Origin of the sequence: Bradyrhizobium sp. LTSP885, from assembly GCF_000938305.1 — a bacterium.
In the GTDB taxonomy this organism is placed as follows: domain Bacteria; phylum Pseudomonadota; class Alphaproteobacteria; order Rhizobiales; family Xanthobacteraceae; genus Bradyrhizobium.
On the sequence record NZ_JYMT01000038.1, the window covers coordinates 65,851 to 80,456 of the forward strand.

A 14,606-nucleotide genomic window follows, 5' to 3' on the forward strand; every position below is an offset into this window, starting at 1 on the left:
TCCGCCTATAACGAGCGACAGACGTTGCTGTCATCTTCGCCGCCGATACAGCGACGAAAGATCGCGCGTTCATAAAATTGGGTAGCGAACCACGCCCGCGATGCATCCATCGCGGCAACGAAACCTTATTGGAGGAAGCAGATGAAGCTAAGAAGCGGGACTTTCTTTGCCGGCGTGTCGCTGGCTGCCATGTTGATGGCAGGCGTTGGCGCGTCGCAAGCCAATGACTCAGTCGTCAAGGCCGCATCGGATCCCAATGGATGGGCGATCGCGGGCCACGACTACGGCAATACGCGCTTCAGCCCCTTGAAGCAAATCAATTCCGAAAATGCCGGCAAGCTGCAACTGGTTTATTCGATGTCGCTGGCCTCGTTGCGTTCCAACGAGTCCTCGCCGCTCGTGATCGGCAAGACGCTCTACGTCTCGACCTCCTGGGGTCCGAAATACGTCTACGCGATCGATGCCGCCACCGGCGCGCGCAAATGGACCTATCAACCCGATATTCCCGATGATGTGCTTCAATACGCCTGCTGCGACGTCAACAGCCGGGGCGTGTCCTATGCCGACGGCAAGATCTTCGTCGGCCGGCTCGACGGCAAACTGACGGCGCTCGACGCCGAGACCGGCAAGGAACTCTGGACCTCGACGGTCGTCGACTACAAGCAGGGCTCGGTCATCACCTCGCCGCCGCTCATCGTCCGCAACAAGGTGATCACCGGCTTCGGCGGCGGCGAGTACGGCGTCCGCGGCTCGCTGCAGGCGTTCGATCTCAACGACGGGAAGCTGCTCTGGCAGACCTACACGGTACCGGCACCCGGCGACCCCGGCAGCGACACCTGGAAGGGCGACACCGGCCTGCATGGCGGCGGCGCTCCCTGGCTGGTCGGCTCCTACGATGCCAAGACCGACACGGTCTATTGGGGCACCAGCAATCCCGGACCATGGAATACCGGGGTGCGCTCCACCGGCGACGGCAATTTCGGCAAGCTGACCAACCTCTATACGGCTTCGACGCTCGCGATCGATCCCAACACCGGCAATATCAAGTGGCACATCCAGGGCACGCCGGCCGATGCCTGGGACTATGACGGCGTCAACGAACTTCTGCTCACCGACCTCAAGATCAAGGGTGCGGAGACGCCGGTCCTGATGAAGGCCGATCGCAACGGCTTCTTCTTCGTCGCCAACCGCGAAACCGGCAAGGTGATCTCTGCCGAGAAGTACGTCTTCGCGAACTGGGCGAAGAAGTGGGACATCGACACGATGCGGGCCGAAGAGGATCCCGACAAGCGTCCGGGTCCCGGCCATCCCGCCAAGGACATCTGTCCGAACCTGATCGGTGGCAAGAACTGGCAGCCGATGTCGTTCAATCCGCAGACCGGCCTCGTCTACATCCCGACCAACAATGTCTGCATGGACTGGGGGGTCAGCGAGGTGAACTACAAGCGCGGCGTGTTCTATCTCGGTGCCGAGTTCCCGACCAAGGAAGGCCCGGGTGGATTCCTCGGCGAGCTGGTGGCGTGGGATCCCATTGCCAACAAGAAGGTGTGGAGCATCAAGGAAGACCTGCCCTTCAACGGCGGCACGCTGACGACGGGCGGCAACCTGGTGTTCTCGGGCAATCTGCACGGTGACTTCCGTGCCATCGATGCCAAGGACGGCAAGGTGCTGTGGAGCAAGAACCTCGGCAGCGGCATCGGCGCGGGTCCGGTGACCTACTCGGTCGACGGCAAGCAGTATGTCGCGATCGTGGTCGGACGCACCGCAGCGCTGCCGGCGTTCCTCGGCGACATCGGCAAGAAGATGGTGGCCGCAGCACCCGAAGGCGGCTCGCTGTTCGTGTTCGCCCTGCAATAATGATCGTGACGATGGAGGTAGCAATGTCCGTGCTTTGCATGACCCGGAATAGACTGCGCGGCTGTTCGCGTCATGCGCGGTTGGGAAGGGCAATCCGGATTGCGCTGCTCTCCACGTTCCTGACGGTGCCGGCCCTGTCGGCCGGCGCCGAAGAGGCCAAACCGCTGCGGCTCTGCGCCGATCCGACCAATCTGCCGTTCGCGAGCGACGATCCCGCCAAGCCCGGCCTTTATCTGGAGATCGGCCAGGCCGTCGCGCAGAGGCTCGGTCGCACCGTGAGCTATAACTGGTACAAATCCTATTTCGGCAAGCGAACCGTCCGGGAAACGCTGCTCAGCAGGCAATGCGATGCCATGGTCGGCCTGCCTCTGGTCGACGATTTCATGGGCCCGACCGTGATCTTCTCGAAGCCGATCGCCCATGAAGGCTACGCGCTGGTCGGTGCCAGGGATCGCAAGCTCGCCGGCATCGACGACCTCAAGGGATTGCGGGTCGCGGTGCAGTATCAGTCGACGCCACAGAACCTGCTCGCGATGCGCGACGAGATCCAGAAATTCACCGTGCTCAGCCCGGACGAGGGCATGGCGGCACTGGAGCAAGGCAAGGTTGACGCCGCCTTCATCTGGGCGCCGGTGGCGGGCTGGCTCAACAGGAGCGTCTATGCCGACAAATATCAGGTCGTGTCGACCGAGGGCGACGGCCTGCTCTGGGAGACCGCGATTGGCTTCGCCAAGGGATCAAGCACGCTGCGCGATGAGGTCGACTCCGTGCTGCCGTCACTGCAACCGGAGATCGCCGCGCTGTTTGCCAAATATGGCGTGCCGAACGGTGCGTCGGTGAAGTTCGGTCAGGTTGATCGCGCCAAGCCGTTCGCCGAGGCGCGCGGGCCAGTCACAGTGGGGCAGGCTGCCGCGACCGACAAGCCGGTTCAGACCGCGGCCGTGACCGGAGACATCAAGGTCGGGCAGGAAACGTTCAACGGCACCTGCGCGCATTGCCATGGTCCGGATGCGGTGCAGGCGGAGCGGAAGATCGACCTCAGGCTCCTGAAAAAGCGCTATGCCGACGACATGGAATCGACCTTCTGGAAAACTGTCCATGACGGACGGCCATCCAAGGGCATGCCGGCGTGGAAGGACGTTTTCAGAGACGATGAGCTCAAAAACGTATATGACTATCTGCAGACTGTGCAGGACACCGCAAATTAGAGGCGGGGCGGGTGCAACATCCATGCGAGAGTCCTCATGATGGGGTTCCTGATCATCGACGATCACCCCTTGTTCGGCGAGGCGCTTGGCAACGCCATCCGAATCTCGCATCCCGATGCCCGCATCCACGAGGCCACCTCGATCAAGGGAGCACTCGGCATCCTGGCTGCCGAGCCGAATATCGACCTGGCGCTGCTCGATCTGCTGCTACCCGATGTCGTCGGCTTCTCGGGGTTCCAGAAGATCAGGGATCGCTATCCAAGGCTGCCGATCGCGATTGTCTCGAGTGAAGAGGACAAGCACACGATCCGCGAGGCGCTGGAAATGGGCGCGGTCGGCTATTTGCCGAAATCGACCTCGATCGGCGAGCTCTCGCAGGCGATTGCACGCGTGCTGAGCGGCTCGGTCTCGGCGCCGCGGGATTTTGTCGCCGCCGGCGCATTGGAACAATCCGAGACTGTGCGGACGCTGCGCGAGCGGATCCAGAAACTCACGCCGCAACAAGTACGTGTCCTTCACCTGATCACGCGTGGGCTGCAGAACCGCGAGATCGCGACGGAACTGAAACTCGCCGAGTCCACCGTCAAGGCGCACGTGACGGAGATCCTGCGCAAGCTGAAGCTGTTCAGCCGCAACAAGGCGATCATTGAGCTCGGCAAGATTCCGCTTTCGGTGCCGGACGCCTATCCCGGCGTGAAGTCGGAGAAGACGTCCTAGTTTGTTGCATTGCAAGGCGGCGGCATCGAATGTCCACCTATAGGCTGCACCTCGGCTTTGAGATAACGTCGTAACCACGATGGCTGCCTCAAATGATTTGGGAGAGGACCGCGCAGCGGTGACCACGACAGCGCCCTTGGCGGACAAGCCGCCGGTGAGCAAGGCGAGTGCGCCTCGGCTGCTGATCGTCGAGGATCACCCATTATTCCGTGCAGCCCTGATCGGCGTGATCGGCGCCGAATTTCCCGATGCCGAGGTGTTGCAGGCGACGTCAATCGACGATGCGCTGGAGGTCATTGCCGCACGCGACGGCCTCGATCTGATCCTGCTCGATCTGTCGATGCCGGGAACGACGGGGTTGTTGGGTGCATATCGGGTGCGCGCTGCCGCACCGCGCAGCGCTCTCGTGATTGTATCTGCGCATGACGATTCCCGGATCATCGGCGGCGCGATCTCGCTCGGGATTTCCGGCTATATCCCGAAATCCACGCCGAAGGCCGAGCTGGCGCGGCTGTTGCGCGGGATCCTCGAAGGCGACGTTTGCCTGCCCACGCGCTTTCGCGACACTGCCGCCGCCCGGAAAGGCCAGGCCGAGATCCGGGAACTGATCCAACGTCTCGGCCAGCTCACCTCGCAGCAATTGCGGGTGCTCGACATGATCTGTCACGGCCTGCAGAACAAGCATATCGCCTATCAGCTCGATATCTCGGTCACGACCGTGAAGGTGCACGTCTCGGAAATCCTGCGCAAGCTCGACGTGCGAAGCCGCACCGAAGCCATCATCACGCTGTCGAAGCTGGACTTCGGCAAGCACGATCATGCGCCGACAATGGCGGCTCCGCCATCGCGCGGCGGCCATTCATAGCCGTGCGGCCGGCTGCTCCGCGGCCAGCAGGAACGACAGCAGCGAGCGCATCTCGGCGGGCTTGATCGGCTTCTTCAGCAACTCGTGGCCGAACGCCGAAACGTCGGAGGCGGCCTTGGCCGAGTAGTCGGCGGTGACGATGATCGCCGGAACATCGGTCTTGATCTCGTTGCAAATCAGGTCGACGGCCTCGATCCCGGTCTCGCCATTGTCGAGGTGAAGGTCGGCGATGATGGCGTCCGGAATGCCGTCCAGCGCGCGGATGCGTTCGAGCGCTTCAGCCTTCGAGATCGTCACGGCGACGTCGCAGCCCCATTTTTCCAGCAGGCTGGCAAGTCCCTCGGCGCTCGAGAGGTCATTCTCGATCAGGAGGATCTTGGCACCCTCCATCCCGCCATAGCGATAGTCGACGCTGGCCTGCTCGCGAACCTGCATCGCGACGGGGTCGGCACTGCGGGGAACGGTGACGGAGAAGACCGAGCCCTTGCCCGGACGCGAGGTCAGCCGGATGTCGTGGCCGAGAACGCCGGCAAACCGGCGCACGATCGAAAGGCCAAGCCCGATACCGACCTTGTCGCCGGCGCTGCTCTCGCCGCGCTGGAACTCGACGAAGATGGCCTCGCGCTGGGCCTCCGGAATTCCAGGACCGGTGTCGTGCACCTCGATGCAGATATTGTCGCCGCTGATGCGGCATCCCATCAGCACGCTGCCGCGCTGCGTGTAGCGTAGCGCGTTGGCGAGCAGGTTCTGCAGGATTCGGCGCAGCATCAGCGTATCGGACCGGACCACGCCGGACGACGGCATGATGCGAAGCGTGAGATTGCGCTTCGCCGCGGTCGGGCTGAATTCCTGCTCCATCGGCTCAAACAGCGAAGCGATTGCGACCGGGCCGAAATCGGGCCTGAGTACGCCCGCATCGAGCTTGGAGATATCGAGCAGCGTCCGCAGCATGTCCTCGAGGGTTGCCAGCGAGCGGTCGATCTGTTCGGTCAGGGCGACACCCTTGGGCTCGGACGCCATCTCCGTCAGCGCCGACAGCGTCAGCCGGGCCGCATTCAGCGGCTGCAGCAGATCGTGCGTCACCGAGACCAGTACCGACGATTTCAGCGAGCTTGCCGCCTCGGCCTGTTGCTTGGCCTGCAGCAGGCGCCCGTTGGTCTTTTCCAGCGATTGCAGCACCTGCTTGAGTTGCTGGGTGCGGTCGCGAACCTGCTGGTCGAGCGCGATCGCCGTCTCGAACAGCGAGAATGCGTTGAGCTGCTGGTCGGTCGAACGCTCGACGCGCGACATCAGCGCCGCGTTGATCTTGCGCAGCTTCTCGGCCTCGCGCTCGAGCGCAGCGATACGGCTGGTCCGTGTATCCGTCATTGTGGAACGACGGCTCGCTTGCCGATGGCGACGCCGGTCAGCGTCTGATTGACGTGCATCGAACGATACTGCTCGCCATAGGTCTGAAAGCCAATCACATTGTTGCGGCGATAGAGTTCCGACATTTCCCGCGACAATTGGTGCTGTTCGACGTCGAGCCGGCGCAACACGCATTCGAAGCCGATGAAGATCGAGACCTCGCCGAGGTCGTCGGTGATCTCCTTGAGCAGGTCGCTGGTGGCATCGACCGGATCGCGCTCGCGCGCCACCGTCAGCACCATGCCTTCGTCGACCGCACAGAAGAAGCGGAGCGAGCCGTCCGGATCCATGCGCTGGATCGACCGCGCATAATAGGCACCGCCGACCCGCACCAGCACGGGATGCGCGGCAAACGAGAACGCGTCGAGCTTGCTGTCGCTGATGCCGACCGCGCGCGAATATTCCAGCGCCGCGGGCTCGGCGTTGATCTCCTTGACGATCCGATGCTCGACATCGGCCTCGGTCACCACCATCTTGGTCGAGGTCGGCTCGAAATGATCGCATTTGAACAGGCGGAACGGCAGCCGGGTCTTGATCAGGATCAGGACGGCGGCGTCGGTGAGCGCCTTGCCGCCATGGAAGACCCACGATTTTTCGAACCGCATGCCGTCGCCGGCCGAGCCGCCGACGATCGGGATATCCTCCAGCGACGCGTAGATCGCCGACATGATGGTTTCTTCACGCTGGCACATCCCATCGATGAGCAGCAAACCGAAGGACTCCTGGCCAGGTTCGCAATGCTCGGTGCGTTGCGCGAATTCCTGCTGCAGTTCGGTGCAGATCGAGCGACCGCGGTCGACCCGGAATGTCGCGAGGTCGAGCAGCGGGCGGGCCGCGATCACGAAGTCGGCCGCATTGAACCCCATCGCGACCACGCTGTCCTCGTCCCAGCCGCCCGGCGAGAGTTCGCCGGCCGTGGTGCAGCCGAAGATCGGGATATCGGGCATGCGGCGGGACAGCTCGGTGATGAAAATTTCGGGATCGTAGAACGGCGAGACGAACACCACGGCCATGGCGAGCTTGGCGTGCGCCAATTGGCGCGCGATTTCGCCGGCAGCGTCTCGCGGCCCGTCGGTCTTTGCCTTCGCCACGACGATGCTGTCGCCGGCGCTGCCGTGCTGCTCCGCCAATCGCGCTCTCCCTGAACCAGATCTATTGTTCTTCTCGAGGCATCTTTTGGCCTCTTGATAACAGTGTCGTGCAGGGAGACATCATTGGCCGGCCAATTTGCCGGCAGGTGTGTTCGACGCGAGCGCCGATAGCGCCATCCGACGCAATGACATGGGACGCCTCCCGATGTGTTGTCCGGCCGCGGGCAGCGGCTGGGGACTTCTTGTAACAGATCTAAGTTATCGGCGCCGGCTTTCCCGTCAATCGCGAATGCGGGCAAATCAGGCCGCACGTTCGGCCGCGTCGAGTTCCGCGACCTCGTCGTCACTGAATACTCGGCTGCGGGTCAGGAATCGCACGCCTTCCGGGGCTTCCAGTGAGAAACCGGCTCCCCGGCCCGGCACGACGTCGATCAGGAGCTGGGTATGGCGCCAGTATTCGAACTGGGCGGCGCCAATATAGAAGTCGCAGCCGGCGATCTGGCCGAGGTGAACGTCCTGGGCGCCGGTCCGGAATTCGTTGGCCGGGTAGCACATCGGCGCGCTGCCGTCGCAGCAGCCGCCGGATTGATGGAACATCAGCGGACCGTGCAGCGCCTTCAGCCGCGCGATCATCTCTTCGGCCTTCGGAGTGACTTCGACCCGGGCAACCATGGTCCTGCTCCCGTTCCTGTTGATCACGTGGCGAAGCCGTTGCGGGAGGCTGAATCCCACAACGGCCGATGGCGTGGGCGGGCACGCCCGGAGGGGCGGGCCACAAAGTCTATGCCCTTAGAAGAATCCGAGGGCGTTCGGCGAATAGCTGACCAGCATGTTCTTGGTCTGCTGGTAGTGCGACAGCATCTTCAGATGGTTCTCGCGGCCGATGCCGGACTGCTTGTAACCACCGAATGCCGCATGCGCGGGATAGAGATGGTAGCAATTGGTCCAGACCCGGCCGGCCTGGATGGCGCGGCCAAAGCGGTAGGCACGGGTGCCGTTGCGGGTCCATAGGCCGGCGCCGAGCCCGTAGAGCGAGTCGTTGGCGAGCGCCAGCGCTTCCTCTTCACCGTTGAACTTGGTCACCGACACCACCGGGCCGAAGATCTCCTCCTGGAAGATTCGCATCTTGTTGTGGCCTTCGAACACTGTCGGCTCGATGTAATAGCCCTCGGCGAGCTCGCCACCGAGGTTGGCCCGCTTGCCGCCGGCGAGGACCTTGGCGCCTTCCTTCTTGCCGATGTCGAAGTAGGACAGGATCTTCTCGACCTGGTCGTTGGAAGCCTGAGCACCGAGCATGGTCGAGGGATCGAGCGGATGGCCCTGCTTGATCTTCTCGACGCGCTTCAGCGCACGCTCCATGAAGCGGTCATAGATCTTGGCGTCGACCAGCGCGCGGCTCGGGCAGGTGCAGACCTCGCCCTGGTTGAGCGCGAACATCGCGAAACCTTCCATGCACTTGTCGAAGTAGGCGTCGTCCTCGTCCATCACGTCGGCGAAGAAGATGTTGGGCGACTTGCCGCCGAGTTCGAGCGTCACCGGGATGATGTTCTCGGAGGCGTACTGCATGATCAGCCGACCCGTCGTGGTCTCGCCGGTGAACGCGATCTTGGCGATGCGCTTGCTCGACGCGAGCGGCTTGCCGGCCTCGACGCCGAAGCCGTTGACGACGTTGACAGTGCCGGGCGGGAGGACGTCCGCCAGCAACTCCATCAGCACGAGGATGCTGACCGGGGTCTGCTCGGCGGGCTTGATGACGACGCAATTGCCGGCGGCGAGCGCAGGCGCCAGCTTCCAGACCGCCATCAACAGCGGGAAGTTCCAGGGAATGATCTGGCCGACCACGCCGAGCGGCTCGTGGAAATGATAGGCGACAGTGTCGTGGTCGATTTCCGACAGCGAGCCTTCCTGCGCGCGGATGACGCCGGCGAAATAGCGGAAATGATCGACCGCAAGCGGCATGTCGGCGTGGGTCGTCTCGCGGATCGGCTTGCCGTTGTCGAGAGTCTCGACCATCGCCAGCAGGTCGAGATTGGTCTCGAGCACATCGGCGATCTTGTTGAGAACCTTCGACCGTTCGGCGACCGAGGTCTTGCCCCAGGCGTCCTTGGCCTTGTGCGCGGCGTCGAGCGCGAGCTCGATGTCTTCCGCTGTCGACCGTGCCACGTGGCACAGCCGCTTGCCCGTCACCGGGCTTGGATTCTCGAAATATTGACCCTTGACCGGGGCAACCCATTTGCCGCCGATGAAGTTGTCGAACTTGTCGCGGATCAGCTTGGTGCCTGTCACTTTCGCAAGTGCTTCCTGATACATCGCTTCCTCCGTTATGCCGGTGCCTGAATCTGTACGTTCGGGCGTTGGTCCGGGCGGTGCCGGACACTGCGATATATACTCCCGAATACAACGGGGACCAAGGTAGTAGGCGGATCGTCGGTCGGCGTCGGCGTGGCCTGAGCCGTTTTCCGAGGGCACGGAATTGAGGTCGGCAGCGGTCCGGTTCCCCCGCGTCCGCCGTCAGGACGCCTTCTGTTGACGCGCGGAGATGCCACCGGTGACTGATATCCCCGTTGTTCCGTGTATTTACGTAGCTTTATCGATTCTACCTTAGTGTCCCGTTCCGGGTCCGGGGCGGCGTCGCTGCCGGATACCGCGTGGTTTTCAGAATGAAGACGAGGGGTTGCATGCCGGAGATTAAGCGATCGCGTTCGATCAAACTCCCAACCCTTCGGTTCCGCGCCAAGATCATGCTGGGCTTCGCCGTGACGCTGGCCATTTCGGCGGCGAGCATGGGCTTCGCTTACTGGGGTTTCGAGCGGGTCTCCGGCGGGGTCGAGTCCTATCGCCAGAGTGTCGCTGAGGCTGACCTTGCCCGCAACATCGACCGCGAGCTGATCTCTTACGGTGCGTTGGCGCGCTATTATGTGATGACCGGCAAGGAGGACGATGCCAAGGCAGCGCTCGCGGCCGAGGCCAGCCTCAAGGACGCCATCCTGGCCTCGACGAAGGGCACCACCAGCCCGGCGCGGCTCGAGCAGGTCACCAAGCTGGAGCGCGAGTTCCGCACCTTCACCAAGATATTCGCCGACATCGTCAGGGCCAAGGACGAGAGCGCGCTGGTCGCGCAAAACAAGCTGACCCGCAGTGCGACCGCGATGCGCTACAAGCTCGACGATCTCCCGAGCAATGCCGATGATTCCGAGCTGCAAACGATCCAGTTCGGCGCCAAGAAGGTCACCGACCAGATCCAGTCGATCACCTCGGCCGTCAGCACTTTCATCGTCAACGGCGACAAGACCGTCGCCGCCAGCGCGCTCGCCCGGCTGAAATTTGCGGATAATCTGGTGAAGGCGATCACCTCGAAGGACGAGCGCGTCACCCAGGGGGTGAAGGATATCACGGCGCTGCTGGAAGAGTACCGGGAGGCGCTCGCCAAGCTGATCGAGAATTCGAAGTCGATCGACCGCCTGACCGTCGAGATGACGGCGTCTGTGGCTGCCATCAGCGAGGGCTCGGCTGCGATGAAGGCCGGCCTGCTCGCCGACCAGAAGCGGCTCGAGAACGAATCGCATGCCACGATCGGCGAGACCGAGCGGCTGATCCTGATGCTGGCCATCGGCGGCCTCGTGCTGGGACTTGTTTGGGCGTTCCTGCTCGGCAAGGGCATCGCCCGGCCGATCGCGGCGATGTGCGCCGCGATGCGCGAGCTCGCGGCGGGCAATTTCGATGTCGTGCTGCCCGGTCTCGGCCGTCGCGACGAACTCGGCGAGATGGCGGCTGCGGTGGAAGAGTTCAAGGTCCAGGCGGTTGCCAAGGCCGAGCGCGATGCGGCGACCCAGGAGGTACAGAACAAGGCCAGCGCCACGGCGCGGCGCGGTGAGTTGATCCGTTTCGCCGACGAGTTCGAATCCGCCGTCGGCGCGATCGTCTCCAACGTCTCGGCCTCCGCCGTGCAACTCGAATCGGCCGCGGGCACGCTGACCCGGACCGCCGAGACCACGCAGAATCTCTCCAGCCAGGTCGCTGGCGCTTCCGAGGAAGCCTCCAGCAACATGCAGTCGGTCGCCTCCGCCACCGAAGAGCTGTCCGCCTCCGTCGACGAGATCGGTCGCCGCGCCAAGGAATCGAGCCAGATCGCCGATTCTGCCGTGCGCCAGGCCGAGCAGACCGATGCGCGGATCGGCAAGCTGTCGCGCGCCGCACAGGAGATCGGCGACGTGGTCAAGCTGATCACGGCGATTGCCGAGCAGACCAATCTCCTGGCGCTGAACGCCACCATCGAGGCGGCGCGCGCCGGCGACGCCGGTCGCGGCTTCGCAGTGGTCGCCGCCGAGGTGAAGTCGCTGGCGAGCCAGACCGCGAAGGCCACTGACGAGATATCCAACCATATCTCGGGCATGCAATCTGCGACGCAGGAATCGGTCGCTGCGATCAAGGCGATCGGCGGCACCATCGGGCAGATTTCCAGCATTGCGACGACGATTGCGAGTTCGGTCGAGCAGCAGAGCTCGGCGACGCAGGAGATCGCCCGCAGCGTGCAGAACGTCGCACAGGGCACGCAGGAAACCGCCACCAGCGTCACCGAGGTTAACCGCGGCGCGACCGAGACCGGCGCGGCATCGGAAGAGGTGCTGAATTCGGCCCGTTCGCTGTCGGTCGAGAGCACGCGGCTTCGCGAAGAGCTCGACCGCTTCATGGCGAACATCCGCGCGGCGTAAGCTCACTGCTCCCAAACTCACTGCTGTCGTCCCGGCGAAGGGCGGGACCCATAACCACCACTGCTTTTTTGACAGACGCAATAACCCGCGTGCCTCTTGCCACGGCCGCGGCGTACGGGTCCCGGCTCCGCCGGGACGACGGAATCGATCGCCGTGTTCCCACGCCCATCCCGCATCGCGGGAACCCCAGCGCAGCGCCGGCGTTAACTTGCCGTGGCGGGCATCCCGTTTGCCGCAATGTTGGGAGTGAGAACCTTGGAACGCTCCGTTCCGGGGCTTTTCCCATTGGCCCTTTCTGATGACACTGCAGCGGACACAGCCGAGCTCTTTGACGACGGACGAGGTGGGATTGCCGGCCGCGCAGGATGACGGCCGCATCATCGAGACCTCGATCCCGCTCCGGCTCGACAATCTGCGCTGGAGCGGTTTTCACACCCGCGTCGTGCTGGCGCTCGGCATCACCTGGATCCTCGACGGGCTTGAAGTGACGCTCGCCGGCGCATTGTCGGGTGCGCTGAAGGACAGCCCGGCGATGAAGTTCACCAATGCCGATGTCGGCCTTGCCAGCAGCGCCTACCTCGCCGGCGCGGTGTTCGGCGCACTCGGCTTCGGCTGGCTCACCGACCGGATCGGGCGCAAGAAGCTGTTCTTCATCACGCTGGCGCTGTACCTCACAGCCACCGCTGCGACCGCGCTGTCGTGGAGTGTCGCAAGCTACGCGCTGTTTCGTTTCCTAACCGGTGCCGGCATCGGCGGCGAGTACACCGCGATCAATTCGACCATCCAGGAACTGGTGCCGGCACGCTATCGCGGCTGGACCGATCTCGTCATCAACGGCAGCTTCTGGATCGGTGCCGCGATTGGCGCGGTGAGCGCCATCGTCCTGCTCGATCCCGCGGTGCTGGCGCCGGATCACGGCTGGCGGATCGCTTATTTCACGGGTGCGGCGCTCGGCCTTATCGTGCTGTTCATGCGGATGTGGATTCCGGAGAGCCCGCGCTGGCTGATGATCCACGGCTATCCCGACCAGGCCAACAGGATCGTCGCCGAGATCGAGACGTCTGTCCTCGGTCATGAACAACCGAGCGACGGTTTCGAGACAATCAAGATTCGGATGCGCGATCACACGCCGCTGAGCGAGGTCGCAACGACGCTGTTCTCGACCTATCGGCAGCGTTCGCTGGTCGGGCTGACGCTGATGGCCGCGCAGGCATTCTTCTACAACGCGATCTTCTTCACCTTCGCGCTGGTGCTGACCGATTTCTTCGGTATCCCCGCCAACGATGTCGGCTGGTACATCCTGCCCTTTGCCGCCGGCAACTTCCTCGGGCCGCTGCTGCTTGGCCGCCTGTTCGATACGCTCGGCCGCCGCACCATGATCGCGCTGACTTATGGAGTCTCTGGCGTGCTGCTCGCGCTGTCCGGCTACCTGTTCTCGATCGGCGCGCTCAGTGCGCAAGGCCAGACCATTGCCTGGATGGTGATCTTCTTCTTTGCCTCGCCGGCCGCGAGCGCGGCCTATCTCACCGTCAGCGAGACGTTTCCGCTGGAGGTCCGTGCGCTTGCGATCGCCATCTTCTATGCTGTCGGCACCGGCATCGGCGGCGTGGCGGGGCCAGCGCTGTTCGGCGTGCTGATCGACACCGGATCGCGCAACTCTGTTTTCGCCGGCTACCTGTTGGGGTCGGTTCTCATGATCGCAGCGGCGATCGTGGCGTGGCGCTACGCCGTCGCGGCGGAGCGGAAATCGCTCGAAACTGTCGCGCGACCGCTGGCATTTGTGGAGTAGAATGACATGAAGCATGATTTGGCTGGAATGCACATGGACGAAGACATCGCCCCTGACGACGACGTGACGCCGGATAGTGTGCCGGTGCCGGCAGCGCTGATCCCGCATCTCAGCCGAACTGCGGTGCTGCTCGATATCGACGGCACGTTGCTCGATTTCGCGCCGACGCCGCGCGAGGTCTGGGTGCCGCCGGAACTGTCGAAGACGCTGAAGCGGTTGCACGAGCGCACCAACGGCGCGCTGGCGCTGGTCAGCGGGCGTTCTCTGAATGACATCGACCTGATCTTCGCGCCGGATCAGTTTCCCGCGATCGGCGGTCACGGCGCCGAGATGCGGCTTCAGCCCGACGGCGAATCGGTCGCCGCGCACGCTCCGCCGCTGGACCGGGAATTGAAGCGCCGCCTCGCTGCGATCGCAAAGCTCAGTCCCGGCATCCTGCTCGAGGACAAGGGCTACTCGCTGGCGCTGCATTATCGGCTCGCACCGCATGCCGAGAAGGCGATCTATGAAGCGGTGTCGCTGATCCGCGCCGATCTGCCGAATGCGCCGATCGAGGTGCTGCCGGGCAAGAGCGTCTGCGAGATCAAGAATTCCGGCTTCACCAAGGCAACCGGCGTGCTCGAACTGATGACGCATGAGCCGTTCAAGGGACGGCGTCCGTTCTTCATCGGCGACGACGTCACCGACGAGACCGTGTTCGCGATCATGCCCGACCTCAACGGTCTTTCTTTCTCCGTCGGACGTCGCGCGACTGGCGTTACCGGACATTTCGATGCACCGAGCGATGTGCGCGCGTTCCTCGCGCATCTGCTCGATGACGAAAGGCCCGTAGCGTTGTCCTAACCGAGTCAGGTGCATCTCTTCCGAATCGTTCGAATGCGGTTGTTTTGCGTCCTGGCGCATGCCTCGCGCGGGATTTTCTTTTTGCGAGTTCCCGCGAGTTCCCTCCTCGATCAGGAA

The 14,606-nt window shown here is 63.5% G+C and carries 11 protein-coding genes; 7 read left to right on the top strand and 4 right to left on the bottom strand.

Going from position 1 to position 14,606, the window contains the following annotated elements; genetic code table 11:
- The first annotated feature begins 141 nt into the window (after positions 1–141).
- The 4 genes from UP09_RS24200 (at position 142) to UP09_RS24215 (ending at position 4,647) form a co-directional block, all read left to right on the top strand.
- Entirely contained in the window at positions 142–1,857 is a 1,716-nt protein-coding gene (locus UP09_RS24200; protein WP_044540811.1) for a PQQ-dependent methanol/ethanol family dehydrogenase, read from the top strand.
- 38 nt (positions 1,858–1,895) lie between these two features.
- Positions 1,896–3,065 (top strand): c-type cytochrome, encoded by a 1,170-nt coding sequence (locus UP09_RS24205; protein ID WP_044541178.1) that lies wholly within the window; start codon positions 1,896–1,898, stop codon positions 3,063–3,065.
- Positions 3,066–3,101: 36 nt separating this feature from the next.
- Complete coding sequence (locus UP09_RS24210; protein ID WP_044540812.1) at positions 3,102–3,782, top strand: response regulator; 681 nt, start codon at positions 3,102–3,104, stop codon at positions 3,780–3,782.
- A gap of 118 nt (positions 3,783–3,900) precedes the next feature.
- On the top strand, positions 3,901–4,647 hold the full coding sequence (locus tag UP09_RS24215; RefSeq protein ID WP_044541179.1) for a LuxR C-terminal-related transcriptional regulator: 747 nt from the start codon (positions 3,901–3,903) through the stop codon (positions 4,645–4,647).
- On the opposite strand, the gene UP09_RS24220 is transcribed toward UP09_RS24215, so the two are convergent.
- The 4 genes from UP09_RS24220 to adh all read right to left on the bottom strand — a co-directional run bounded on the left by UP09_RS24220 (position 4,642) and on the right by adh (position 9,455).
- Complete coding sequence (locus UP09_RS24220; protein ID WP_044540813.1) at positions 4,642–6,015, bottom strand: ATP-binding response regulator; 1,374 nt, start codon at positions 6,013–6,015, stop codon at positions 4,642–4,644. The two genes, UP09_RS24215 and UP09_RS24220, sit on opposite strands and share 6 nt — an antisense overlap.
- Complete coding sequence (locus tag UP09_RS24225; protein ID WP_044540815.1) at positions 6,012–7,184, bottom strand: FIST N-terminal domain-containing protein; 1,173 nt, start codon at positions 7,182–7,184, stop codon at positions 6,012–6,014. The genes UP09_RS24220 and UP09_RS24225 overlap by 4 nt, the downstream gene beginning before the upstream one ends.
- 261 nt (positions 7,185–7,445) lie before the next feature.
- Positions 7,446–7,817, bottom strand: coding sequence for a DUF779 domain-containing protein (locus tag UP09_RS24230; protein WP_044540816.1), 372 nt, complete (start codon positions 7,815–7,817; stop codon positions 7,446–7,448).
- A gap of 117 nt (positions 7,818–7,934) precedes the next feature.
- Positions 7,935–9,455 carry an aldehyde dehydrogenase gene (adh, locus tag UP09_RS24235; protein ID WP_044540817.1) on the bottom strand — a complete coding sequence of 507 codons (1,521 nt, stop codon included), beginning with the start codon at positions 9,453–9,455 and terminating at the stop codon, positions 7,935–7,937.
- A gap of 368 nt (positions 9,456–9,823) precedes the next feature.
- Between adh and UP09_RS24240 the strand changes: the two genes are divergently transcribed.
- The 3 genes from UP09_RS24240 (at position 9,824) to otsB (ending at position 14,489) form a co-directional block, all read left to right on the top strand.
- The gene (locus UP09_RS24240; protein WP_044540818.1) at positions 9,824–11,857 is read left to right on the top strand and encodes a methyl-accepting chemotaxis protein; all 2,034 of its coding nucleotides are present in this window, start codon (positions 9,824–9,826) and stop codon (positions 11,855–11,857) included.
- A 298-nt stretch (positions 11,858–12,155) separates the two neighbouring features.
- Positions 12,156–13,646: an MFS transporter gene (locus tag UP09_RS24245; RefSeq protein ID WP_082070259.1), complete on the top strand. Its 1,491-nt coding sequence runs from the start codon at positions 12,156–12,158 to the stop codon at positions 13,644–13,646.
- A gap of 33 nt (positions 13,647–13,679) precedes the next feature.
- The gene (otsB, locus tag UP09_RS24250) at positions 13,680–14,489 is read left to right on the top strand and encodes a trehalose-phosphatase (RefSeq protein ID WP_502689075.1); all 810 of its coding nucleotides are present in this window, start codon (positions 13,680–13,682) and stop codon (positions 14,487–14,489) included.
- Positions 14,490–14,606: the final 117 nt, after the last annotated feature.

Bases quoted from the DNA above. Each gene is read 5' to 3' on its own strand.
- UP09_RS24200 (WP_044540811.1), top strand. From the start codon at position 142: ATGAAGCTAAGAAGCGGGACTTTCTTTGCCGGCGTGTCGCTGGCTGCC.
- UP09_RS24205 (WP_044541178.1), top strand. From the start codon at position 1,896: ATGACCCGGAATAGACTGCGCGGCTGTTCGCGTCATGCGCGGTTGGGA.
- UP09_RS24210 (WP_044540812.1), top strand. From the start codon at position 3,102: ATGATGGGGTTCCTGATCATCGACGATCACCCCTTGTTCGGCGAGGCG.
- UP09_RS24220 (WP_044540813.1), bottom strand. From the start codon at position 6,015: ATGACGGATACACGGACCAGCCGTATCGCTGCGCTCGAGCGCGAGGCC.
- UP09_RS24230 (WP_044540816.1), bottom strand. From the start codon at position 7,817: ATGGTTGCCCGGGTCGAAGTCACTCCGAAGGCCGAAGAGATGATCGCG.
- adh (WP_044540817.1), bottom strand. From the start codon at position 9,455: ATGTATCAGGAAGCACTTGCGAAAGTGACAGGCACCAAGCTGATCCGC.
- UP09_RS24240 (WP_044540818.1), top strand. From the start codon at position 9,824: ATGCCGGAGATTAAGCGATCGCGTTCGATCAAACTCCCAACCCTTCGG.
- UP09_RS24245 (WP_082070259.1), top strand. From the start codon at position 12,156: ATGACACTGCAGCGGACACAGCCGAGCTCTTTGACGACGGACGAGGTG.
- otsB (WP_502689075.1), top strand. From the start codon at position 13,680: ATGGACGAAGACATCGCCCCTGACGACGACGTGACGCCGGATAGTGTG.